This is a genomic window from Variovorax sp. 350MFTsu5.1 (assembly GCF_048302515.1).
In the GTDB taxonomy this organism is placed as follows: domain Bacteria; phylum Pseudomonadota; class Gammaproteobacteria; order Burkholderiales; family Burkholderiaceae_C; genus Variovorax; species Variovorax guangxiensis.
In genome coordinates this window covers 3,306,671-3,329,179 of the sequence record NZ_CP157620.1, presented here as the reverse complement: position 1 = coordinate 3,329,179, position 22,509 = coordinate 3,306,671, and the positions used below count along the sequence as shown (strand labels likewise).

20 protein-coding genes are annotated in these 22,509 nt (G+C 68.4%); 9 read left to right on the top strand and 11 right to left on the bottom strand.

The features are described 5' to 3' along the window. The first annotated feature begins 180 nt into the window (after positions 1-180). Positions 181-1,233: an aldo/keto reductase gene (locus ABL843_RS15125; RefSeq protein ID WP_418120365.1), complete on the top strand. Its 1,053-nt coding sequence runs from the start codon at positions 181-183 to the stop codon at positions 1,231-1,233. On the opposite strand, the gene bioD is transcribed toward ABL843_RS15125, so the two are convergent. From bioD to ABL843_RS15100, 5 genes are all read right to left on the bottom strand, one after another. Beyond that, positions 1,216-1,962, bottom strand: a complete 747-nt coding sequence (gene bioD, locus ABL843_RS15120) for a dethiobiotin synthase (protein ID WP_418120364.1) — start codon at positions 1,960-1,962, stop codon at positions 1,216-1,218. The genes ABL843_RS15125 and bioD overlap by 18 nt on opposite strands. Next, complete coding sequence (bioF, locus tag ABL843_RS15115; RefSeq protein WP_418120363.1) at positions 1,959-3,194, bottom strand: 8-amino-7-oxononanoate synthase; 1,236 nt, start codon at positions 3,192-3,194, stop codon at positions 1,959-1,961. The genes bioD and bioF overlap by 4 nt, the downstream gene beginning before the upstream one ends. Beyond that, complete coding sequence (bioA, locus tag ABL843_RS15110; RefSeq protein WP_418120362.1) at positions 3,178-4,563, bottom strand: adenosylmethionine--8-amino-7-oxononanoate transaminase; 1,386 nt, start codon at positions 4,561-4,563, stop codon at positions 3,178-3,180. The genes bioF and bioA overlap by 17 nt, the downstream gene beginning before the upstream one ends. A gap of 310 nt (positions 4,564-4,873) precedes the next feature. Beyond that, entirely contained in the window at positions 4,874-5,740 is an 867-nt protein-coding gene (locus ABL843_RS15105; RefSeq protein ID WP_418120361.1) for an NmrA family NAD(P)-binding protein, read from the bottom strand. A gap of 20 nt (positions 5,741-5,760) precedes the next feature. Further along, positions 5,761-6,072, bottom strand: a complete 312-nt coding sequence (locus ABL843_RS15100; protein ID WP_126019609.1) for a plasmid stabilization protein — start codon at positions 6,070-6,072, stop codon at positions 5,761-5,763. 257 nt (positions 6,073-6,329) lie between these two features. On the opposite strand from ABL843_RS15100, the gene ABL843_RS15095 reads away from it, so the two are divergent. Genes ABL843_RS15095 through ABL843_RS15085 form a run of 3 tightly spaced genes read left to right on the top strand, consistent with a single transcriptional unit; the run spans position 6,330 to position 7,596 of the window. Beyond that, positions 6,330-6,539: a hypothetical protein gene (locus ABL843_RS15095; protein ID WP_184638047.1), complete on the top strand. Its 210-nt coding sequence runs from the start codon at positions 6,330-6,332 to the stop codon at positions 6,537-6,539. Then, a complete protein-coding gene (locus tag ABL843_RS15090; protein ID WP_240650482.1) occupies positions 6,536-6,886 on the top strand; it encodes a four-helix bundle copper-binding protein in 351 nt (116 codons plus the stop codon). The genes ABL843_RS15095 and ABL843_RS15090 overlap by 4 nt, the downstream gene beginning before the upstream one ends. Further along, positions 6,847-7,596, top strand: coding sequence for a UdgX family uracil-DNA binding protein (locus tag ABL843_RS15085; RefSeq protein ID WP_418120360.1), 750 nt, complete (start codon positions 6,847-6,849; stop codon positions 7,594-7,596). Before ABL843_RS15090 ends, ABL843_RS15085 begins: the two co-directional genes overlap by 40 nt. Here ABL843_RS15085 and ABL843_RS15080 read toward each other — a convergent pair. The 3 genes from ABL843_RS15080 to ABL843_RS15070 form a co-directional block, all read right to left on the bottom strand. Then, positions 7,481-8,182 carry an alpha-ketoglutarate-dependent dioxygenase AlkB gene (locus ABL843_RS15080; protein ID WP_418120359.1) on the bottom strand — a complete coding sequence of 234 codons (702 nt, stop codon included), beginning with the start codon at positions 8,180-8,182 and terminating at the stop codon, positions 7,481-7,483. The genes ABL843_RS15085 and ABL843_RS15080 overlap by 116 nt on opposite strands. A gap of 1 nt (position 8,183) precedes the next feature. Beyond that, positions 8,184-9,449, bottom strand: a complete 1,266-nt coding sequence (locus ABL843_RS15075) for a family 16 glycosylhydrolase (protein ID WP_418120358.1) — start codon at positions 9,447-9,449, stop codon at positions 8,184-8,186. 181 nt (positions 9,450-9,630) lie between these two features. After that, entirely contained in the window at positions 9,631-11,934 is a 2,304-nt protein-coding gene (locus ABL843_RS15070) for a helicase C-terminal domain-containing protein (RefSeq protein ID WP_418120357.1), read from the bottom strand. A 143-nt stretch (positions 11,935-12,077) separates the two neighbouring features. On the opposite strand from ABL843_RS15070, the gene ABL843_RS15065 reads away from it, so the two are divergent. The 5 genes from ABL843_RS15065 to ABL843_RS15045 all read left to right on the top strand — a co-directional run bounded on the left by ABL843_RS15065 (position 12,078) and on the right by ABL843_RS15045 (position 18,666). Beyond that, positions 12,078-15,587, top strand: coding sequence for a response regulator (locus ABL843_RS15065; RefSeq protein ID WP_418120356.1), 3,510 nt, complete (start codon positions 12,078-12,080; stop codon positions 15,585-15,587). A gap of 86 nt (positions 15,588-15,673) precedes the next feature. Next, positions 15,674-16,459 (top strand): CheR family methyltransferase, encoded by a 786-nt coding sequence (locus tag ABL843_RS15060; RefSeq protein ID WP_418120473.1) that lies wholly within the window; start codon positions 15,674-15,676, stop codon positions 16,457-16,459. Continuing rightward, positions 16,456-17,073, top strand: coding sequence for a chemotaxis protein CheB (locus ABL843_RS15055; protein WP_369658198.1), 618 nt, complete (start codon positions 16,456-16,458; stop codon positions 17,071-17,073). Before ABL843_RS15060 ends, ABL843_RS15055 begins: the two co-directional genes overlap by 4 nt. Next, on the top strand, positions 17,063-18,310 hold the full coding sequence (locus ABL843_RS15050; protein WP_418120355.1) for a hybrid sensor histidine kinase/response regulator: 1,248 nt from the start codon (positions 17,063-17,065) through the stop codon (positions 18,308-18,310). Before ABL843_RS15055 ends, ABL843_RS15050 begins: the two co-directional genes overlap by 11 nt. Continuing rightward, a complete protein-coding gene (locus ABL843_RS15045) occupies positions 18,307-18,666 on the top strand; it encodes a response regulator (protein WP_418120354.1) in 360 nt (119 codons plus the stop codon). The genes ABL843_RS15050 and ABL843_RS15045 overlap by 4 nt, the downstream gene beginning before the upstream one ends. Here ABL843_RS15045 and ABL843_RS15040 read toward each other — a convergent pair. The 3 genes from ABL843_RS15040 to ABL843_RS15030 are packed head-to-tail and all read right to left on the bottom strand — an operon-like array spanning position 18,663 to position 22,388. Next, positions 18,663-19,058, bottom strand: coding sequence for a hypothetical protein (locus tag ABL843_RS15040; RefSeq protein ID WP_418120353.1), 396 nt, complete (start codon positions 19,056-19,058; stop codon positions 18,663-18,665). The two genes, ABL843_RS15045 and ABL843_RS15040, sit on opposite strands and share 4 nt — an antisense overlap. 8 nt (positions 19,059-19,066) lie before the next feature. Next, a complete protein-coding gene (locus ABL843_RS15035; protein WP_418120352.1) occupies positions 19,067-20,524 on the bottom strand; it encodes a DUF1501 domain-containing protein in 1,458 nt (485 codons plus the stop codon). 28 nt (positions 20,525-20,552) lie between these two features. Next, positions 20,553-22,388 (bottom strand): DUF1800 domain-containing protein, encoded by a 1,836-nt coding sequence (locus ABL843_RS15030; RefSeq protein WP_418120351.1) that lies wholly within the window; start codon positions 22,386-22,388, stop codon positions 20,553-20,555. Positions 22,389-22,509: the final 121 nt, after the last annotated feature.

Genomic DNA, 22,509 nt, shown 5'->3' with positions numbered 1-22,509 from the left:
CGAGCGGAAGCTTAGCGCTCCTCCCGCCGCTTCGCACGCCCCGCGCGGGAGGTCTGGAGAATCAGGCAAATACTTTGCAGGAACGCGCTCGCTGCGGGGCAGAAGGCGGCAGGATACTTTTTCCGGCGGATCCCGTTCCCCTCCCCCGCATTCCCCTTCTGCCTGCAAAGGAACCTCTCCATGCAATACCGCAAATTCGGCCGCACCGGCCTTTTCGTTTCCGAGCTGTGCCTGGGCACCATGACCTTCGGCGGCTCCTCCGGCATCTGGGGCCAGATCGGCAACCTGCAGCAGTCCGAGGCCGAAGGGCTGATCGGCCGCTCGCTGGACGCCGGCATCAACTTCATCGACACGGCCGACGTTTATTCCGAAGGCCAGTCCGAAGTCATCACCGGCCAGGCGCTGAAGAACCTCAAGGTGCCGCGCGACAGCTTCGTGCTGGCCACCAAGGTGCTGGGCGAGACCGGCAGCAAGGGCGTCAACTCGGCCGGCGCCTCGCGCTTCCACATCATGGATGGCGTCAAGGCCAGCCTGCGACGCCTGCAGCTCGACCACATCGACCTCTACCAGATCCACGGCTTCGACCCGGTCACGCCCATCGAGGAGACCGTGCACGCGCTCGACAACCTGGTGCGCCAGGGCCACGTGCGCTACGTGGGCGTGTCGAACTGGGCCGCCTGGCAGATCGCCAAGGCCCTGGGCATCGCCGAGCGCGACCGGCTGGCACGCTTCGAATCGCTGCAGGCCTACTACACCATCGCCGGGCGCGACCTGGAGCGCGAGCTGGTGCCGCTGCTGCGCAGCGAGAACGTCGGCCTGATGGTGTGGAGCCCGCTCGCGGGCGGCCTGCTCAGCGGCAAGTACGGCCGCAACGCCGAGGCCGAGAAAGGCAGCCGCCGCACCAGCTTCGACTTTCCGCCGGTGAACGTCGAACGCGCCTACGACTGCGTCGACGTGATGCGCGGGCTGGCCGAGTCGCGCGGCGTGTCGGTGGCGCAGATCGCGCTGGCGTGGCTGCTGCACCAGCAGGTGGTGACCAGCGTGATCATCGGCGCCAAGCGCGTCGAGCAACTGGACGACAACATCGCCGCCACCGCCATCAAGCTCACGGCCGACGAACTTGCCACGCTGGACAAGGTGAGCGCGCTGCCGGCAGAGTACCCCGGCTGGATGCTGGAGCGCCAGGGCGGCGTGCGCGGCAAGCGGCTTGCGGAGTCAGGCCTGCGCGGCTGAGGTCGCCTCGGGCGATGCGGCTCGGCGCGCGGCATGCGCCGCCGTCGCCCGAAGCGCGCGCAGGTCGATGTGGCGGGCCGCGCTGGATGCGTCGGGCTTCTCCAGGTGCGGCACGATGCCGAGCAAGGGCGCACCGAGCCGCGCGCGCAGCGTCTGCAGATTGGCCTGCGGCGCGAGCATCGACGGATCGACCATGCTCGCCACCCAGCCCGCCAGCACCAGCCCGCGCGCACGGATCGCCTCGGCGCTCAGCAGCGCGTGGTTGAGGCATCCCAGCCGCAGCCCCACCACCAGGATCACAGGCAGATTCAGAGCCACGGCCAGGTCGGCGCTGTCGAGGTCGTCGCCGAAGGGCACGCAGAAGCCGCCCACGCCCTCGACCACCACCGCGTCTGCGATAGCCGAGAGCTGCTCGAAGGCCGAGAGCAGCGGCTGCAGCGTGACGCTTACGCCCTCCTGCCTTGCCGCGAGATGCGGCGACATCGGTGCGCGCAGCAGATAGGGGCAGCGCAGCTCCAGCGGTGCATCGACGTTGCCGGCGGCATGCAACTGCTCCACGTCCTCGTTGCGCCAGGCGCCGTCGACCTCTTCGAGGCCAGCCGCCACCGGCTTCATGCCGACCGCGCGCAGGCCCGATCCGGCCAGCAGGCTCAGCATGGCGCTGCTGACCAGCGTCTTGCCGATGCCGGTGTCGGTGCCGGTGACGAACCAGCGGCGCTGCTGCGTCATGCCGCCTCCGTCAACTGCTGGCTGGCGAGGGTCTCGCCCAGCGCATCGACCAGCCGCGCGACATCGGCCTCCGTGTGGCTGGCCGACAGCGCAATACGCAGCCGCGCCGTGCCGGCCGGCACCGTCGGCGGGCGGATCGCCCCGACGCGCAGGCCGCGCGCATCGAGTTGCGCCATGGTCAGCATCGCGCGCGCGTTGTCGCCCACGATCAGCGGCTGGATCGCGGTGGGCGAATCGGGCAGCCACGCACTGCCGTCCGCCGGCAGCACAGCCTCCAGCCCCAAGCGAAGCTGGGCGATGCGCTCCTCCAGTTGCGCGCGGCGCTGCGCGCCCTCCTCGCCCCCGATCAGCGCCAGGCTCGCAAGCAGCGCGTGCGCGACGGCCGGCGGCGCCGCCGTGGTGAAGATGTACGGCCGCGCGCGCTGCACCAGATAGTCGATGACCGTGCGATGCGCCGCCACGAAGGCCCCCGACACGCCCGCCGCCTTGCCCAGCGTGCCGACCAGCACCAGCCGCTGCGAATGCAGGCCCAGCGCCTCGGGCACGCCGCGCCCGGTATCGCCGAGCACGCCGAAGCCGTGCGCGTCGTCGATCACCAGCCAGGCATCGTGCTTCTCGGCCAGCGTGAGCAGCGCGGCCACCGGCGCGATGTTGCCGTCCATGCTGAACACCGCGTCGCTCACGATGAGCTTCAACGGCGCGTCGCAGGCGGCGAGCTGCGCGTCGAGCGCCGCCACGTCGCAATGCGCGTAGCGCTCCACGCGCGCCTTGGCCAGTCGTGCCCCGTCGATCAGCGAGGCGTGGTTGAGCGACTCCGAGAAGATGACCGCGTCAGCCCCTCCAAGCGCCGACAGCACCGCGAGGTTGGCCATGTAGCCGGTGCAGAAGAACAGGCTGCGCGCCTCCGGGATGAAGGGCGACATCCAGCCGGCGAGTGTTTCCTCGAGCTGGGCGTGCGCGCGCGAGTGTCCGAGGATCAGGTGCGAGCCGCCGCTGCCCGTGCCGTACAGCGCGGCGCCTTCGGCCCATGCCTTCGCCAGCGCGGGATGGGCCGCGAGCCCGAGGTAGTCGTTGCTGCTGAAGCAGAGCATGGTGCGCGCTGCGCTGCTGCCGGCCAGCGTCAGCGTCTGCAGCGGCGCGCAGGCGGTCTCGGCGATCTGCCTGCGGCGGCGCAGCGACTGGGCGTCGAGTGCGTCGATCTCGCCCTGCAGGCGGTCAAGCAAGCGCGACATCGCGGGCTCCTTCCTGCCTCGGGTTCGTGGCCAGCACGGCATCCAGCGTGGCGAGCGTGCCGTCGACCAGCAGGTCGATCTCGCCGTCGCCGATGGCGTACGGCGGCATCAGGTACACGGTGTTGCCGATGGGCCGCATCAGCAGCCCCTGCGCGCGCGCCGCGAGGTGGAAGCGCTCCGCGAAGCGGGCACCGGGCTCGCGCACGTCGAAGGCGGTGATCATTCCGCGCTGCCGCAGATGGTCGACCGCGCGGCCTTCGAGTCCGCCGCTCAACCGCTGCAGCAAGCGCTGCGCCCTGCCCCGGTTGCGCCGCAAGGCGTCCTCGGCCTCGAACAGGTCCAGCGTCGCCAGCGCCGCGCGGCAGGCCAGCGCATTGCCGGTGTAGGAATGCGAATGCAGGAAGCTGCGCGCCGCGTCGTCGTCGATGAAGGCGTCGTGGATGGCGTCGCGCGCCATCACCAGCGCCAGCGGCAGGTAGCCGCCGCTGATGCCCTTCGAGAGGCAGAGAAAGTCGGGCCAGATGCCGGCCTGCTCGCAGGCGAAGAAGCTGCCGGTGCGCCCGCAGCCCACCGCGATCTCGTCGGCGATGAGGTGCACGCCATGCCGGTCGCAAAGCGCGCGCACGCGGCGCAGGTATTCGGGGTCGTGCATCGCCATGCCGGTGGCGCACTGCACCAGCGGCTCGACGATCACGGCGGCGATGGTGTCGTGCTGTTCGGCCAGCAGCGCTTCGAGTTCGGCGGCGGCGCTGCGGGCCACATCGGCCGCGCTCTCGCCCGCAGAGGCATTGCGCGCGTCGGGCGAGGCCACCAGATGCGCGTTCGCGAGCAATGGCGCATAGGCATCGCGGAACACCGGCACGTCGGTCACGTGCAGCGCACCCAGCGTTTCGCCGTGGTAGCCGTGCTTCAGCGCGACGAAGCACCGCTTGTCGCCGCGGCCGGCATTGCGCCAGAAATGAAAGCTCATCTTCAGCGCGATCTCCACTGCCGAGGCGCCGTCGGACGCATAGAAGCAATGCCCGAGCGCGCCACCCGTGAGCGCGGAGAGCCGCTGCGCCAACTCCACCGCCGGCGCATGGGTGCAGCCTGCGAGCATCACGTGCGAAAGCGTGTCGAGTTGCTGCTTCAGCGCCGCGTTGATCGCCGGATGCGCGTGCCCGAACAGGTTGACCCACCACGAGCTGGTGGCGTCCATGTAGCGCCGGCCTTCCTGGTCGATGAGCCACACGCCCTCGCCGCGGGCGATGGGCAGCGGCGGCACCGCTTCGAGCCGGATGCTCTGCGTGCACGGATGCCACACATGTCGCCGGCTGCGCTGTTGCAGGTCGGCGTTGGAAGATGAGGAAAAAGCAGTTGTCGGAGGCACCCGCGCGGTCCTTTCGTGAGGGCAAGGCGCGGGATCGTATCGACGCGTTCAGGGGGCGGCAAACCGCTCTCAAGCGTGTGAAATGAAGGCCGGTTCAGCGACGTTCCGCGGCGTAGCGCCTGCGTTCGGAGCAACGTCGTGGAACAAGCCGGCTTCTTGCCTTCTCGGCCGCATGGCCGCAAAGCGCAAGTTGTCCGGCTGACGCCAGAAACAGGTCACGAATGTCCGGTTCTCGGGACTCGGCGGCGAAGCGCGCGAATTTCGGACATTCATCGTGGCCGGTTTCAGCAGTCCTCGCGGACCGCCTGACTCAGCCCGAACTCTTGTTCACCAGCCTGCCGATGTAATCGCGCAGCGAGATCGTCCCTCGCACCGGCTTGCTGGCCGGTTCGTAATGCTGGTCCATCGTGGCGCGCGTCATCGCGGCATAAGACTTCGCAGCGGCGTCCGAGAAGCCCAGCTTCCCGAAGGCCTGCTCCAGCTGTTCGCGCGGCGTCTCCACCACTTCGACCGGCTTTCCGAGCGCCTCGGAGAAAGCCCGCGCCACGTCGCCTGCCGAATAGCGCTCGGGCCCTTCGACGTGGTGCGGCCCCGACGATTCGGCGGGGCCCAGCATCAGCTTCGCGGCGTACTGGCCGAGGTCGTGCGGCGCCACCATGGGCAGCGTGAAGTCGGCGGGGAACATGCTGTGGACCTTGCCTTCCTTGCGCGCGGTTTCCAGCGCGGTGTCCCAGTTGCTCATGTAGTACGCGGCTCGGAGCGCGCTGAACGGCACCGGGCCCGCGGCGAGCGCCTGTTCCAGGTCGTACAGCACGCTGAGGTCGCCGATGCCTTCGCCCGGCTGCGCGCCGTAGGCCGATTCGGCGACGATCTTCTCGAGCTTGCAGCCTTCGAGCGCCGAAACGATGGCGCGCACACTCCTGTGCTCCTCGGCCACCGTGTCCGAAGACGGCGGCGCGGGCGGATTCAGCACGAACACGCGCTTTCCGCCCCTGAACACTTGGTGCAGCGCGTGTGTGTCGAACACGTCGACCTGCGCCACGTGCGCGCCTTTGGTACGAAGCGCCTCGGCCTTGTGCGCGTCGCGCGTGACCACCGTGACCGGCTCGCTGCGTTCGAGCAGGGCTTGCGCCAGCGCCGAGCCGACGTGGCCGGTCGCTCCCAGGATGATGTGCATCGTCAGCCTCCGCGTTCCGTTCAGCCGCGCTTCTCGGCGTTGCGCTTGCGCGTGGCAGCGGCCTTCTTCGCGGAGGCCGATCGCTCGGCCGCGGTGCGGTGCGCCGCGGCCGCACCGCCCAGCTTTCCGCCCTTGCGCGAAGGCCCGTGGTTCTCGGCCTTGCCGCGGCCACCACCGCTCTTCTTGCCACCGCCGGTCTCGGCGTTCACCGTGGCCCACGCGCGGCGCTCAGCCTCGCCCTTGCCGACGCCGCGATGCTCGTAGCCCTTCTCTATGTGCTCGGCCTGCCGCTTCTGCTTGTCCGTGTAGGACGACTTGTCGCCTCTTGGCATGTGGTGCTCCTGCAGTTGTTTGAGGAGCTTTCATGCTGGGCGCGGCATGTGCGCCGTGGGTAAGAAGACGGTCATGCCGGGCGTCGGCGTTGTCCGGCGTTGCTGATTGCCAACTCGGGCCTGACCAGGAAGCCGGCGTGCCCTCCGGGGACGACGCACGGGGTCGGCCCATTCCCACATGCATGCCTCGCGGGACGCAGCAGAAAGACCATGACGAGCAGTTTTTCAACCCGTTCTTTCGAAGGAGTTCCGTCCCCATGACATCCCCCAAACAGACCCCGCACCAGAATCCCGACGCCGTCACCACCGACGAGCACGACAGCTTGCCCACGCAGCACAACAAGGCCGGCAACCAGCCGGCCACCCCGAAGAACGAGCCGCGGCGCACGCCCGAGAGCCGCAGCGACCGCGAGAGCCACGTAGGCGGCAGCAATCAGCTGCAGGCCCGCCGCGGAGGTGCGCAATGACCACCGCGGCACTGAACACGAGCGACGCCATGGATCGCTGCATCGCGGCGTGCAATGACTGCGCGCTGGCGTGCAATCGCTGCGCGGCCGCCTGCCTGGCTGAAGGCAGGAGCGGCATGGCGCGTTGCATCGCGCTGGACATCGACTGCGCCGCGGCTTGCGCCTTCGCCGCTGCCGTGATGGCGCGCGGCGGCGAGAACATCGTTGTCACATGCGGCATGTGCGCCGAGATCTGCCAGCGCTGTGCCGCCGAATGCGGCAGCCATGACATGGACCACTGCCAGCGCTGCGCAGAAGCCTGCCGGCAGTGCGAGACCGAATGCCGGAGCATGGCGGCGGCCGCCTGAGCAGCCAGGGCGGCATGCGCGGCCGACGGATTTCCGTGCGCGACGCGCACGCCGGGTTGCGCACGCTCTCCAGAGCGACCGACGCGTGCCGCGAATGCCCCATCGGGCAGTACGCGACGCAGTCGGTGTTCGGCGAAGGCCCGGTACGGCCGGTGCTGATGGTGGTCGGCGAGCAGCCCGGCGACAAGGAAGACCTTGCCGGCCGCCCCTTCGTCGGCCCGGCCGGCAGGCTCTTCGACCGGGCGGTGGCGCAACTGGGCTGGTCGCGCGAGAAGCTGTACGTGACCAACGCCGTCAAGCACTTCAAGTACGAGTGGCGCGGCAAGCGGCGGATGCACAAGACGCCGGGGCAGCGCGAAGCCGAGGCCTGCCATCACTGGCTGGAAAGCGAACTGGAGCTGGTCCGGCCCCACGCCATCGTGGCGCTGGGCGCCGTGGCGGCGCGATCGCTGCTCGGGCGCCCGGTGGCCGTGACCAGGTTGCGCGGCCAGTGGCTTGAAGACCCGGCGGGACGGCGCGTGCTGGTCACGCTGCATCCCTCGGCGCTGCTGCGTGGCGACCCTGCGCAGCGCGAATCGGCGTGGGAAGCGTGGATCAGCGACCTGTCGGCGGCAGCCCCGCTGTTCGCGCCGCGGAAGAACGAGAAGAAGGAGAAGAAGGAGAAGGCGCGGGAGAAGTCCGGACACGATGAGCCCGCGTACGCAGGGTGATGGAGTAGCGCAGCGCCTCGGTCGGCGCGATCGCGTGCTGCCATGCCCATCGCGCCGGCCCGCGCAGCAGGTACACGGAGCGCGGCTCGATCAGGAATTCGAGCGTGGCCGGCCCCGACGCCGCCGCGCCCGGCACGTAGGGCCTGAACTGCATCACGGCGTCGTTGTTCAGCGAAATGCCGACGATGTCCTCGAAATCGGGCACGTCGCGATGCCAGCCTAGCGGCGTGCCGGGGCGGTATTCGGCGATCAGCATGTGCGTGAGCTCTTCGGGCGCGATGCCGGCCCAGGCCGCGGCCTTGTCGCGAAGCGGATGCAACTCCGGAGGCAGCGATGCGCCGGGCTTCAGGCGGTTGGTGTCGAAGTCGTAGCTGCCGCCGAAGCTCGTGCCCCTGCGGCGGGCGGTGTATTCCTTGTAGCGCATCTCCTTGAGCGGAAAGGCCTGCACGATGGTCAGCAGGCCGGCCTCCTCCTCGCGCGACAGGAATCCGTTCTCGTAGCGAAGCCCTTCGATGGCAGCCACCGGCGCCTCGCCGAACAGGTCGGGCTGTCCGGCGTGTTCGAGGCGTCGGGCGGCGCGCGTCATCTCAGGCGGCCTGCCAGACGCGGACCCAGTCGACTTCCATGGTCGCGTTCGTGCCGGCGCCCAAGGGGCCGTAGCCGCTGGAAGGAATATTGCCTGCCCAGCCGTTGTCCTTGATCTCGCAGGTGAGCTTGATGTACTGGTTGCTCAGCGACACGCCCTCCTTGATGGTCGCGTAGGGTGTCGCCGCGCCATCGAGGTAGAACTGGTAGCCGTCCGGGGTCCAAAGCAGGCCCAGCGTGTGCCATTCGGAGAACGACTGTCCCGCCGGCAGTTTCTGCTGCTCGCTACCCCGGCTGATGGTCTTGCCAGTCTCGTAGCCGTTCCAGTGCACCGCACTCGAAAACTGGTTGCTGATATCGGTCAGACTGCCGCCCGGGACTGCCCGGTGCTCGATGATGTCCACCTCCACGCCGGCGGCGGGATCGGGCGGCGTGGCCGCCCTGTTCGCGTTGGACATCAGCCAGAACGCGCTCCACTGCCCCTGCTTCGATGCGAAGCGCACGCGTGCCTCGATGTAGCCGAAGCGGAATTCGTAGAGCCGGGCCGTGCGCAGGAAACCGGTGTGATGGGTGCCGGCCGAAGGGTCGGTGTAGGTCGAGATCTTCAGGACGCTGTCCGCCACCGTGGCGGCTTCGGGCGTCTGGACCGCGTTGGCGCGCACGCCGGTGACCGCAGCCCATTTGGCGGGGTCGAGCGCGCTGCCTTCGAACTCGTCGTGCCACGCGAGCCGATAGTCCCTGGCCGACTCCGGCACCAGCGCGACTTCGAATTTGCGGCTCGATCTGGTTTCGCCGCCGGCGGTACGGACGATGATTTCCGCGTCCTTTGCCGAATCGGGCACGAAAACCGAAATCTGGTTCGGGGAATCGACGCTGAACCTGGTCGCAACGACCTCGCCAAAACAAACCGAGGCACTCGAGTCGAATTCGGCGCCGCTGATGACAATTACCTTGCCTCGCTTTTCCAGGCCCGGAGAAAAGGAATGGATGACCGGGCTTTTTGCCAGGGCCGGCATTGCGGCCGCTGGCGGTGCGGCGGAAGACTCGGGCGAAATCGGACCTGCAGGATTTGCCGAGGCAGGCAGCAGGGCTGCGAGATTGGAGGTGCTGGCCGCTCCACTGCCTCCATCACCACCACCACCGCCGCCGCAAGCGCCTATGACCGAGGTGCCCAGGAGCGCCGTGGCTGCCTGCGCACCCTTTTGCAGGAATTGCCTGCGCGATTTTTCAGGAATGGCTGATTGTTCGATCAGGCGATCTGATTGCATGGAATTTCCTCCTCATTGAATTCGGTTTTTAATTCTAGATTCGCCCAAAAGTTTACAATTCAGTCCAGCAATTGAATTGAGCTCTCCTCTGAGATGTTTTTCAATTGAGAGCGCGCCAGGTCCCGATAGTTTGCAATTGCGCCCGCCCGAAGGCGGATTCCGCCGGCCGGCACCCATCGCATCAGTCCTTCACCATTCGCACGTCCCACCAGCGCGGCAGCAGTTCACGGATCTCGGCGCGTGCGAAGCGGTCGTCCAGCAGGTGCAACACGCCCTGGTCTTCCTCGGTACGAATGACGCGGCCGGCGGCCTGCACCACTTTCTGCAGGCCGGGGTAGAGGTACGTGTACTCGTAGCCCTTGCCGAAGCGCGCCTGCATGCGCTCGCGCGTGATCTCATTGAGTTCGTTGTATTGGGGCAGGCCCAGACTGGCCACGAAGGCGCCGATCAGGCGGCTGCCCGGCAGGTCGATGCCCTCACCGAAAGCGCCGCCCAGCACCGCGAAGCCGACGCCCTGCCCACCCTCTTCGAATCGCGCCACGAAGCCCTGGCGTTCGGCCTCTCGCATGCCGCGCGTCTGGGTCCACACCGGAACGCCGGGGTGCCGCAGCGAGAAGGCGGCGCAGGCCTTCTCCAGGTAGTCGAAGCTGCTGAAGAAGGCCAGGTAGTTGCCCGGCAGGCGCTCGAACTGGGCGCCGATGATGTCGGCCACGTTGCGCAGCGAGCCCGCGCGGTCTCGAAAGCGCGTCGACACGTGCATCGCCACCTCGACGCGCAGCTGCGTGCTGTGGAATGGCGAGGCCACGTCCAGCAGCGCGGCGTCCTCGGGCATGCCGAGGGCGTCGCGGTAGAACCCGAAGGGCGACAGCGTGCCCGAGAAGCAAGTGACCGAAGCCGCTTCCGCGAAGCGGTTCTGCAGGAAAGGCGCCGGCACCAGGTTGCGGATGGCCAGGCGGCGCGCCTGCTGCGTGGCCCCCAGCGTGCGCTCGAACACCGAGTGGTCGCCGAAGGCTTCGGCCAGCCGCGCGAAGTGCAGCGCGTCGAAGAAGAAGCGCTGCAGCGGCCCCTGCGACGCCTCGGGCGTGGCCGCGAAGTGCTCGGCCATGGCGGTGTTGGCGGCCTGCAGGGTACGCAGGAAGCGCTCGGGAATCTCGTCGGCGGTTTCGTAGCCGGCCTGCTGCGACTGCTGCACCGTGTCCCACTCGCGGAACACCCGCGCGAGCGGGCCGCGCAGCACGGCGGGGGCTGCGCGGTGGGCCTCCTCGAGCGCGCCGCCGTCGAGCTCGGCCGTGTACATGCCGCGCGCGCGTTCGAGCAGGTTGTGGGCTTCGTCGACCAGCACCGCGGCACGCCAGTCGTCTTCGCGCATGGTGGCGTAGAGAAAGGCGCTGCTGTCGAAGTAGTAGTTGTAGTCGCCGACGACGGCATCGGCCCAGTGCGCCATCTCCTGGGCCAGGAAATAGGGGCAGACCTCGTGCGCGAGGCCGATGTCGCGCAGCGCCTCGCGGTCCAGCCACGCCATCTGCGCGGCCTGCTCGCGCGCGGCGGGCAGGCGGTCGTAGAAGCCCCGGGCGAGCGGGCATGCGTCGCCGTGGCAGGCGCGGTCGGGGTACTCGCAGACCTTCTCGCGCGCCGCGAGCTCGAGCACGCGCAGCCTGCCCTGCCCCCGGCCCTTGTCAAGCACGCGCAGCGCATCGAGCGCCACGGGCCTGCCCGAGGTCTTGGCCGTGAGGAAGAACAGCTTGTCGATCCTGCGGGCCGCACGGGCCTTCAGCAACGGGAAGATGGTGGCCAGCGTCTTGCCGATGCCGGTGGGCGCCTGCGCCATGAGACAGCGCCCGCCCGCACCGGCGCGGTAGACGGCCTCCGCAAGTTCGCGCTGCCCGGCGCGGAAGCTGCCGTACGGGAATTCCAGCCCGGCCAGCGTGCCGTCGAGCGCGGCACGGTGAGCAGCCTCGCTCGCGGCCCAGGCGACGTAGCGGCCGCACAGCAGCTCGAAATGCTCGCGCAGGGCCTCTCGGGTGTGATGCTCCTCCAGCACGGTCTCGTCGCCCGTGGCGAGGTCGAGGTAGACCAGCGCCACCACCATCTCGTCGTGGCCGTCGCGCTCGCACAGCATCCAGCCGTAGGTGCGGGCCTGCGCCCAGTGCAGCGCGCGGTGGTTGCCGCGGATGGCGTCGAAGTCGCCCCGGAAGGTCTTGATCTCCTCGACCCTGGCCCGGTGGAATTCGTAGCCGTCGGCACGGCCGCGCACGTGAACCGCACCGCAGGTGGCTTCGAGCGCGACCTCGCACTCGTATTCGCCGCCGCGCCGGTGCTGAACCAGCGCATGCCCGGCCATGCCTTCGAGCGCGCTGGGCGCGGGCACGAAGCGCAGGTCGAGGTCGCCCGCCTTCGCGCCGAAGGCGCACAGGGCCTTGACCGACACTACGTGCCTGGCAACGGCGGGAGCCGCGTCTTGCGGCTTGAAGGGTTCGGAGCCCATCTGGCGTTTACTGTATGAAATAACAGTATAACGAGGCACTCCACCCTGCACGCCCCGCCTTGGTGCCCTGTCGGGATGTTTTCCGACAGGGTCACGCGCTTTTATCGGCCAGACTTCACAAGTTTTGCTTACAAATAGCACCGATGACGAAAACCCCCACCGCGATCGACCCCGACGATTTCGAGCGACTGCTGAGCCGCAACATCAAGCTCCCCCTGATCGGCGGTGTGTTCGGCGCCGTGGTGTTCGTCGGGCTGATCCTGTTCCTGCTGTCCACCATCGGCTGGGTCGAGCACACCGACCGCGTCACCCGCGCCGCCAGCGAACTGCAGCGCCAGAGCATCGACATGGAAACCGGCATGCGCGGCTTCCTGATCACCAACGACGAGAGCTTCCTGGAGCCCTACCAGAACGCCCTGCCCCGCGTGAAGGCCGATACGGCGATGCTTCGCGAGCTCGTGGCGGACAACCGCCAGCAGGTGGAGCGCGTCGACCGCATCGCAGCCATCCAGGCCAGTTGGAACGACTACGCCGCCGACCTGATCTCGGCGCACCGCAACGGCCAGGACACCCAGATGCAGGTGCGCCTGGGCCGGGGCAAGCGGCTGACCGACAGCATGCGCGCCGAGTTCACCGCGTTCATGGAAACCGAGCAGGCCCTGCGCTTCCAGCGCAACAACGAGGCAAACCGCACCGCCTGGTGGGTGGTCGGCCTGTTCCTGCTGTTCACGCTGGGCTTCACGGGGCTGGTGGCCTACTTCGGACGCAGGCAGCTGGTGCGGCTGTCGGACAGCTACGACGTGGTGCTGCAAGAACAGGCGGGCCATAACGACCGGCTGGCGCACGAGGCCTGGCTGCGCGGCGCGCAGACCGAACTGGTGGGCGACCTGGTGGGCGAGCTCAGCGCGCCGGACATGGGCCGCAAGATCCTGTCCTTCTTCTCGCGCCACCTGGGCGCCTCGGTGGGCGCCATCTACGTGCGCGAGCGCCACGGCACGCTGCGCCGGGCGGCGAGCTACGGTTTCTCCAGCGCCGCGGAGGCCATGCCGCAGGTCTTCTCGCCCACAGAAAGCCTGGTCGGCCAGGCCGCGGCCGAGAACCGGCGCATGCTGATCGACCCGATCGACGCCGAATACCTGAGAGTCAACTCCGGCCTGGGCGAGATGGCGCCGAAGGCGGTGCTGCTGGTGCCGGTGGCCAGCAGCGGCATGGTCAACGGCGTGGTCGAGCTCGGACTGCCTGGCGCGCTGGACGAGCGCGGCAGCCAGCTGGTCGAGATGGTGTCCGACGACATCGGCACCTCGCTGGCGGCGGCGCGCTACCGCGAGCAGTTGCAGGAGGTGCTGGCCGAGACCCAGCAGCTCAACGAGGAGCTGCAGGTGCAGCAGGAAGAGCTGCGCACGGCCAACGAGGAACTGGAAGAACAGTCGCGCGCGCTGCGCGCCTCGCAGGCCATGCTGGAGAACCAGCAGGCCGAGCTGGAGCAGACCAACAGCCAGCTTTCGGAGCGCACCGAGGCGCTCGACCAGCGCAACACCGCGCTGCGCCGCGTGCAGCGCGACCTGGAAGACCGCGCCGACGAACTGCAGCGCGCCAGCCGCTACAAGTCGGAATTCCTCGCCAACATGTCCCACGAGCTGCGCACGCCGCTCAACAGCGCGCTCATCCTCGCCAAGCTGCTGGGCGACAACCCGCAGGGCAACCTGACCAGCGAGCAGGTGAAGTTCGCGGAGTCGATCTATTCGTCGGGCAACGACCTGCTGGTGCTGATCAACGACATCCTCGACATCGCGAAGGTCGAGGCCGGCAAGCTCGAGGTGGTGACCGAGGACGTGCCCCTGGCCCGGCTGGCCCACAGCCTGGAGAGCACCTTCGGCCCGCTGGCCATGCAGAAGAACCTGAAATTCAGGCTCGAACTGCAGCCCGATGCACCGGTCTCGCTGCTCACCGACCGGCAGCGGGTGGAGCAGATCCTGAAGAACCTGCTGTCGAACGCGATCAAGTTCACCGACAGCGGCGAGGTGAAGCTGGAGATCTCGCCGGCGGCGGGCGGCGGCGCGGCCTTCGCGGTGTCCGACTCGGGCATCGGCATCGATCCGCAGCAGCACGAGCTGATCTTCGAAGCGTTCCGCCAGGCCGACGGCACCACCAGCCGGCGCTACGGCGGGACCGGGCTGGGCCTGTCGATCTCGCGCGACCTCACGCAGCTGCTGGGCGGCACGCTCACCGTCGACAGCACGCCGGGCCAGGGCAGCACCTTCGTGCTCGAGCTGCCGGCCAGGGCGCCGCAGGCTTCGCCGGACTATCAGCAGCAGCAGCAGCAGCAGCAGAAGCCGCCGGCCGTCTACACGCCCCGCTCCGCGCACTCGCCTGCCGTCCACGTGCAGCCCACGCTGGCGCCCAACCCTCCCGCGCCGGTGCCTGCGCCGCAGTTCGCCGACGACCGCAGCCTGCCGCGCGACCAGGTGCGCCGCGTGCTGGTGATCGAGGACGAGCCGCAGTTCGCGCACATCCTCTACGACCTGGCGCACGAGCTGGGCTACCGCTGCCTGGTGGCGCATGGCGCGGCCGACGGTTTCGAGCTGGCCTCGCAGTTCCTGCCCGACGCGATCCTGCTGGACATGCGCCTGCCCGACAGCACCGGCCTCGACCTGCTGCAGCGGCTGAAGGATTCGCCGCACACCCGGCACATCCCGATCCACGTGGTCTCGGCCGCCGAGAGCGCGCAGGGCGCGGCGCTGCAGATGGGCGCTGTCGGCTATGCGCTGAAGCCGGCCACCCGCGACGAGCTGATGAAGGTGTTCGGCCGGCTGGAAGAAAAGCTCACGCAGAAGGTCAAGGTCGTGCTGCTGGTGGAAGACGACGAACTCCAGCGCGAGAGCGTCATCAGGCTGATCGGCGACGACGACATCGAGATCGTCGCCGTCGGCTCCGGCGAGGAGGCGCTGGAGCTGCTGCGCACCCGCGTGTTCGACTGCATGATCACCGACCTGAAGCTGCCCGACATGCAGGGCAGCGAGCTGCTCAAGGCCATGGCGGCGGAGGAGATCGTGTCGTTCCCGCCCGTCATCGTCTACACCGGGCGCAACCTCACGCGCGACGAAGAGACCGAGCTGCAGCGCTACTCGCGCTCGATCATCATCAAGGGCGCCCGCTCGCCGGAACGCCTGCTCGACGAGGTGACGCTCTTCCTGCACAAGGTGGAGGCCGAGCTTTCGAGCGAGCGCCAGGGCATGCTGAAGACGGCACGCGGGCGCGACCGCATCTTCGAGGGCCGCACCCTCCTGCTGGTGGACGACGACGTGCGCAACATCTTCGCGCTGACCAGCGCGCTGGAGCAGCGCGGCGCCATCGTCGAGATCGGCCGCAACGGCCGCGAGGCGCTCGAAAAGCTCGACCAGGTCAGCGAGATCGACCTGGTGCTGATGGACGTGATGATGCCGGAGATGGATGGCCTGGAAGCCACCCGGCGCCTGCGCGGCGACCCGCGCTTCGCCCATATGCCGGTGATCGCCATCACCGCCAAGGCCACCAAGGACGACCGCGAGCAATGCCTGGCCGCCGGCGCCAACGACTACCTCGCCAAGCCGGTGGACCTGGAGCGCCTGTTCTCGCTGCTGCGCGTCTGGCTGCCGAAGATGGAGCGGCTGTGACCACGAGCCCGCGCAATCCGAAGAACGGCAACGGCGTGGCGCCGCTGCCGCCGCTGAGCGACACCGAGATCGAGCTGCGGCTGCTGATGGAGGCGATCTACCTCAAGTACAGCTACGACTTCCGCAACTACACGGTGGCCTCGCAGAAGCGCCGCGTGCTGCACGCGCTCGACCAGCTCGGGCTGCCGAGCATCTCGGCGCTGCAGGAGCGGGTGCTGCGCGATGCGGCCTTCTTCGGCCGGCTGCTGCAGTTCCTGACGATCCCGGTGAGCGAGATGTTCCGCGACCCGTCGTACTTCCTGGCCCTGCGCCAGCACGTGGTGCCTATCCTGCACACCTACCCTTCCGTCAAGGTATGGGTGGCGGGCTGCAGCACGGGCGAGGAAGTGTTCTCGCTGGCCATCCTGCTGCGCGAGGAAGGCCTGCTCGCGCGCACGCAGATCTACGCCACCGACATCAACCCGGCTTCGCTGGAGAAGGCCAGGCAGGGCATCTTCCCGCTGGAGGCCATCCGGGGCTACACCACCAACTACCAGCGCGCGGGCGGACGCAGCGAGTTCTCCGACTACTACACCGCCGCCTACGAGGCCGCGCGCTTCGACCCCTCGCTGTGCGCCGACGTGATCTTCGCCGACCACAGCCTGGCGACCGACAGCGTGTTCGCCGAGACGCAGCTGGTGTCGTGCCGCAACGTGCTGATCTACTTCAACCGCGAGCTGCAGGACCGGGCGCTGGGCCTGTTCCACGAGTCGCTGTCGCACCGCGGCTTTCTGGGACTGGGCTCGAAGGAGAGCATCGACTTCTCGGGCTACGCCGACCGCTTCGACGCGCATGCGCGCGCCGAGCGCATCTACCGCAAGAAAGCCGCATGACGGGCCAGATGAAACGCCAGCTGCGCTTCCCCATCCGCAAGCGCGTGGACGCCGTGGTGCTTGGCGCCTCGGCCGGCGGCATCGACGCGCTCTGCGTCCTGCTCGAAGACCTGCCGCCCAGCTGGCGCCTGCCGATGGCGGTGGTGCTGCACCTGCCCGAGGAGCACGAGAGCCGCCTGGCCGAGATCTTCGCGCAGCGCCTGCCGATTCCCGTGCACGAGGCCAACGACAAGATGCCGGTTTCGGCCGGCAGCCTGTACTTCGCGCCGCCGGGCTATCACCTGTCGATCGAGCGCGAGCGCACCTTCTCGCTGAGCTGCGAGCCGCCGGTGCTGTTCTCGCGCCCGTCCATCGACCTGCTGATGGGCTCGGCCGCCGATGCCTACGGCCCCGCCCTCGCCGGCTTCCTCCTGACCGGCGCGAACGACGACGGCGCGCAAGGCCTGCACCGCATCCACCTGGCCGGCGGGCTCACCGCCGTGCAGGAACCCGGGGAAGCCCAGATTCCCACCATGCCCCAGGCCGCCATCGCGCGCCATATCCCCGACTACGTGCTGCCCCTGCGCGAACTGCGCAACCTGCTGCTCCAACTGGAAGCCGTCCATGAACATTGACATCGAAAGCAAGCTGCTGCTCGTGGACGACCTGCCCGAAAACCTGCTGGCGCTGGAGGCGCTGATCCGCGCGCCCGGCCGCATCGCCTACCGCGCCGGTTCGGCCGACGCCGCGCTGGCGCTGCTGCTGGAGCACGAATTCGCGCTCGCCATCGTCGACGTGCAGATGCCCGGCATGAACGGCTTCGAGCTGGCCGAGCTGATGCGCGGCACCGAGCGCACGCGGCACATCCCCATCATCTTCGTGAGCGCCGCGGGTCGCGAGCTGAACTACGCCTTCCAGGGCTACGAGAGCGGCGCGGTCGACTTCCTGCACAAGCCGCTGGACCCGCACGCGGTGGTCAGCAAGGTGAACGTGTTCGTCGACCTCTACCAGCACCGCAAGGCGCTGCGCCACGAAATGGATTCGCTCGCCGCCGCCCACAAAAAGCAGGAAGAACTGGTGCAGCAGCTGCAGCAGACGCAGCACGACCTGGAGCGCGCGGTGCGCATGCGCGACGATTTCATGTCGATGGTGTCGCACGAGCTGCGCACGCCGCTGAACACCCTCTACCTCGAGGCGCAGCTGCGGCAGCTGCATCTGGCGAAGGGCAATCTCGCCAGCTTCTCGCCCGAGCGCCTGCCCGCGATGATCGAGCGCGACCAGCGGCAGATCCGCAACATGGTGCGGCTGATCGACGACATGCTCGACGTCACGCGCATGCGGCGCGACGCGCTGTCCATCAAGCCCCAGCCGACCGATCTGGCGGCGCTTGCGCACGCGGTGGTGGAAAACCTGCGCCAGCAGGCCGAAGCCGCGGGCGCGGCCATCACGCTCTCGGCGCCGTCCGAACTGCGCGGCGCATGGGACGAGTTCCGCATCGAGCAGGTGCTGACCAACCTGCTGACCAACGCGCTGCGCTACGGCGGCGGCAAGCCGGTCGAGATGGTCGTTCGGCAGCTGGGCAACACGGCCCAGGTGAGCGTGCGCGACCAGGGCATTGGCATCGCGCCCGAGGACCAGGCCCGTATCTTCGAGCAGTTCGAGCGCACCGACGACAGCCGCAAGCACGCGGCCGGACTGGGCCTCGGGCTCTTCATCACCCGCAAGATCGTGGACCTGCACGGCGGGCGCATCGGCGTGGAAAGCGCACCGGGCGAAGGGTCGCGTTTCACGGTCGAGCTGCCGCTGCAGGCGCCCGCCATACTTCCCAATCAATCTGACGCCCAACCTGACGGAAAGAAGAACCCCCAGTGAACGTGCTGATCGTCGATGACAACCAGGCCTCGGCCGACCTGCTGCAGGAGCTGCTGAGCCTGCACGACCACACCGCGCAATGCACCTACACGGCACGCCAGGCGCTGGACGCGGCCGCCGCCGGGAGCTTCGACGCGGCGCTGATCGACCTCAGCCTGCCCGACCTGCCCGGCACCGAGGTGGCGCGGCGGCTGCGCGAGAGCACCGGCGAAGGCACGCCGAAGCTGCTGGTCGCCATCTCGGGCTTCTCCGCGCAGGACGCGGGCGGCCGCTCGGCCGAGGGGCTCTTCGACCATCACCTGCAGAAGCCGGTCGACATCGAGAAGCTGGGGCAAATCCTGGCATCGGCTGGCTAGGCGCGATCGGTCTTCCCCGCTGCACCTTTCTTGCTCTTGCGGGGGCTGCGCATGGCTTCGTAGCGATACACGCGGAAGCCGTCGCGCTGCATGAAGCTGACTGGCTCCCAGCCGCGCGCCAGCGCACAGTCGGTGATCTGCGCCATCTGCACGCCGAGGTAGTCCTGCAGGCTGTCGGCCACCGCGAGCTCGAACTTCTTGAGATCGCGGTCCAGCGACTCCACCGCCGCGACGGCGGCATCGACGCTGGTGAAGGGGCGCACGTGGGTCACGCCCTTGTTGCGCGCGGGGGCGTGTGCCTGCTCAGGCGGGTCGGCGCTGAAGTTGACGCTGGCGCCGCCCTCCATGCCGTTGAGGCCGCCGATGGCGCTCATGCTGGCCATGCTGCTCATTGCTGTGTTCATGTCATGAACCCCATGTCGCGCGGGTAGCTGATGCCGCTCGGCGCGGTGATGTTGTTGAAATTCTTCAGGTTCGGCAGGATGCCGTTGAGGTCTTGATCAGGCACGCCGAACCACTTGGCCAGCGTCGCCGCGTACTGGTCGACCGAAGTGGTGGGCAGCAGCCGGCCCTGGCCGACGTGCCACTGGTCGTCGTCGGCCGATGTGTTGCCCACGCTCACCGGCGGCGGCGTGCCGTAGAAGGCCTTGCCTTTCACCGCGCCGCCCACCACGAAGTGATGGCTGCCCCAGCCGTGGTCGGAACCGTTGCCGTTGCTCGAGAGCGTGCGGCCGAAGTCGGAGGCGGTGAAGGCGGTCACCTTGTCGGAGACGCCGAGAGTTTCCATCTGCCGCTGGAAGGCGGTCATGGCCTCGGACAGACGCTGCATCAACGGCCCCTGCTTGGTGTCGAGGTCGTCGTGCAGGTCGTAGCCACCCATGGAGACGAAGAACACCTGGCGTTTCACGCCCAGCGAGGTGCGCCCACGGATCAGGCGCGCCACCATCTTGAGCTGGTCGGCCAGATTGTTGCCGGTCGGGAAGTTGCCGTTCAGGTCGTTGGCCTGAATGGCGGCGGTGATCTTGCCTTCGGCCTCGACGGCGCGCAGCGTGACCTTGTTGTATTCGTTCTCCAGCGTATGGCCGCACGCCTGCTGCGCGATCTGCTGCATGGCGGCCTTGACCGCCGATGAGCCGTACACGCTGCCGGTGGCCGGGCTCACACTGTTGATGCGCACCGCACCGCCCGTGCCGACCTGGTACTGCAGCGCCTCGTCGCCCGAGAGGAAAACCGCGTTGCCCGCCACCGAGATACAGGTGAAGAGCGATGCGTTGCGCTGCCCGCTCAGCATCAGGTCGCCGAGGTTGCCGCCCCAGCCGATGGTCGAGCCCTCGGGCGACGACGACTGCCAGATCGACTGCTGGTCGTTGTGCGAGAACAGCTTGGGCGGGATCGGGAAATCCCGGCGGTTCGTGCTGTTGAACTGCGCACGCGTGAGCGGCTTGACGAGCGGCCCGACGTTGAGCTGCACGGCCATCTTGCCTTGGCCGAAGAGCGTGGCGAGGCCGCGCATGGCCGGATTCAGCGCGTACTTGCGGCCGTTGGCGAGCGCCACGTCGGGCGTGAGCTCGGTGGCCGCGAGGCCCGCGTACGGCAGCGCGATGCCGCCGCGGATGGTGCTGTACTTGTTGTAGCTGTCGGTGTCGAAGTTGACGAGCGTGTTGGCGTAGTCGTTGCCGCCGAAGAGGAAGACGCAGACCAGCGCCTTGTAGTCGTCGCCCGGCGCGGCCTGGGCGGCCGCTTCGCCCATGGCGGCGAGGTTGAGCGCGAACGGCAGCGCGGTGCCGGCCATCGCGAGTTGGCCCGAGCGGCGCAGGAAGGCGCGGCGCGTGTGGCGGGCAGGATCGATCAGGTGCATGTTCGGTTCGCTCCGGCTTCTTTCTTCTTCATTTCTGCACGAGGTATTCGGGCGAGCCCATCACCAGTAGCACGCCGGCGCAGATGAGGTCGAGCCTTCGGGCGTCGGTGGAGGGATTCGCCAGCGGCGCCTTGCTCAGGGCGTCGGTGATCAGCGCGACCGTGGCGGCCGAGAGCTGGTTGCCGGTGAGCAGCAGGTTGAGCCGGCGCACCAGCGCGGCGGGGTCGTTCACCAGCGCTTTCTCGGCCGTATAGGTGGCGATCACGTCCTTGTTGTCGAAGCCGTTCTGCAGCCTGCCTTGCAGGAAGTTGAGATAGCCGCCCACGCTGGTCTCGTTGACCAGCTGGAACTCGGGCGCGACCATCTTGTTGCTGGCGATGGCGGTCGAGGGCGGCACGTAGCCGGGCCGGAAGAAATTGAACACCGAGGGCGAGCGCAGCGGGCACTGGCCCAGGCTCGAACTGGGGTCGGAGGTGTTGCCGATGTTCCAGTTGTCCGATGTGCAGCCGATGCCGAAGGTACGGCCCCATTGCACGAACCGCAGCATGGGCTCGCGCAGGTGGCCGAAGTTCGGATCGGAAAGGCCCGCGGGGCCGCGCGCCTCGTCGTCGATCAGCACGGCGGCGAACACGCTCTTCATGTCGCCGCGCACGCCAGCGCCGTTGTTGGCGAAGATGTCGGCCACGCGCTTCACGTAGGCGGGGCTCGGGTTGCTCGTGACCAGCCGCTGGATCAGCTGCCGGCCGATGAAAGGCCCGACGTTCGGATGGTTGAAGAGCGTGTCGAGCGCGATCTTCAGCGCCGCCGGACCGTCCGTGCCCGCGGGCACCGTGGCGCCCAGGAAGCGCGCCTCCAGCATCGAGTGATTGGAGGCCTTGTAGGCCATGGGACGCGTGGTCCACGCGTTGGTCTCGATGGTGTAGCTGGCTCCGGGCGGAGTGAAGGCGTTGCGCTCGGACGAGCGGATGTCGAGGTCGTAGCCGGTGAAGACGCGCGCCAGATTGGTCACGTCGTTCTGCACGTAGGTCTCTATGGGCTGCCCGTCGGCGCCGGTCCTCACCGTGCCGTCGCCCTCGAGCTGGTAGAGGCCGATGGTCATGAGCTGCATGACCTCGCGCGCGTAGTTCTCGTCGGGCTGGCGGCCGGAGTTGTCTTCCTTCCTGTTGCCGCGGGTGTTGAGATAGAAGCCCATCGCGGGGTTGAGCGTCACGTCTTCCAGCAACTGGCGGAAGTTGCCCGTGACGCCGTTGGCGAGCATGTCCCAGTACTGGGCCATCATGGCCGTGGGCCAGCTCGAGCCGATCTCCGTGCCGGAGACCACGAAGATCTCGCTGAGCGCCAGTGCCATGCGCTTGCGCACCGGGTCGGCGGCCGTCATGAGCTGGCGCCAGATCATGGCGTCGGTCTCGACGTCTGCGTACTCCTTGCTGTTGACCCACTCCCAGGCCGAAGGCTGTCGCGCCGCGCCGAGCTGCTCGCTGAGCCACGGCAGGTAGCCTTTGGCGCGCACGGCGGCGATCTCGTCGTCGGAAGCCGAGAACTGGGCCTGCAGCAGGAAGCGCGCGGCTTCGGCGTCGTTCTGCGCCTGGGGGTAGTGATACGGACCGGTGTCGGGCGTGGTGCCCGGGTTGGCGCCGGGCGTGCCGCCGCCGATCGGGAAGCCAAGGCCCCCGGCGCCGCTCCCACCCCCTCCTCCGCCGCCGCCGCATGCGGCCAGCGCCGCCGAAATGGAAAACGCGGCTGCCGCCTTCAGCGAGCGGGAGCCGTCGGGCGCCGCCTCGTTTTCATGGGTGGCCGCCGTCTCCGCGACGTACACCACCTCGTCGGCCGGTCTTGTGTGCTCGGCCTCCAGCTGTTCCAACATGATCCTCGCTCCTGCGGCGTATCGACGCCTGTTGGAGCGTTAAGGCAAGCGGCATGCCCTCCAAAAAACAGCAAGGCAAGTGCCCAGGATGGGCCAAGTCACCACAAAAATGTGTGCCAAT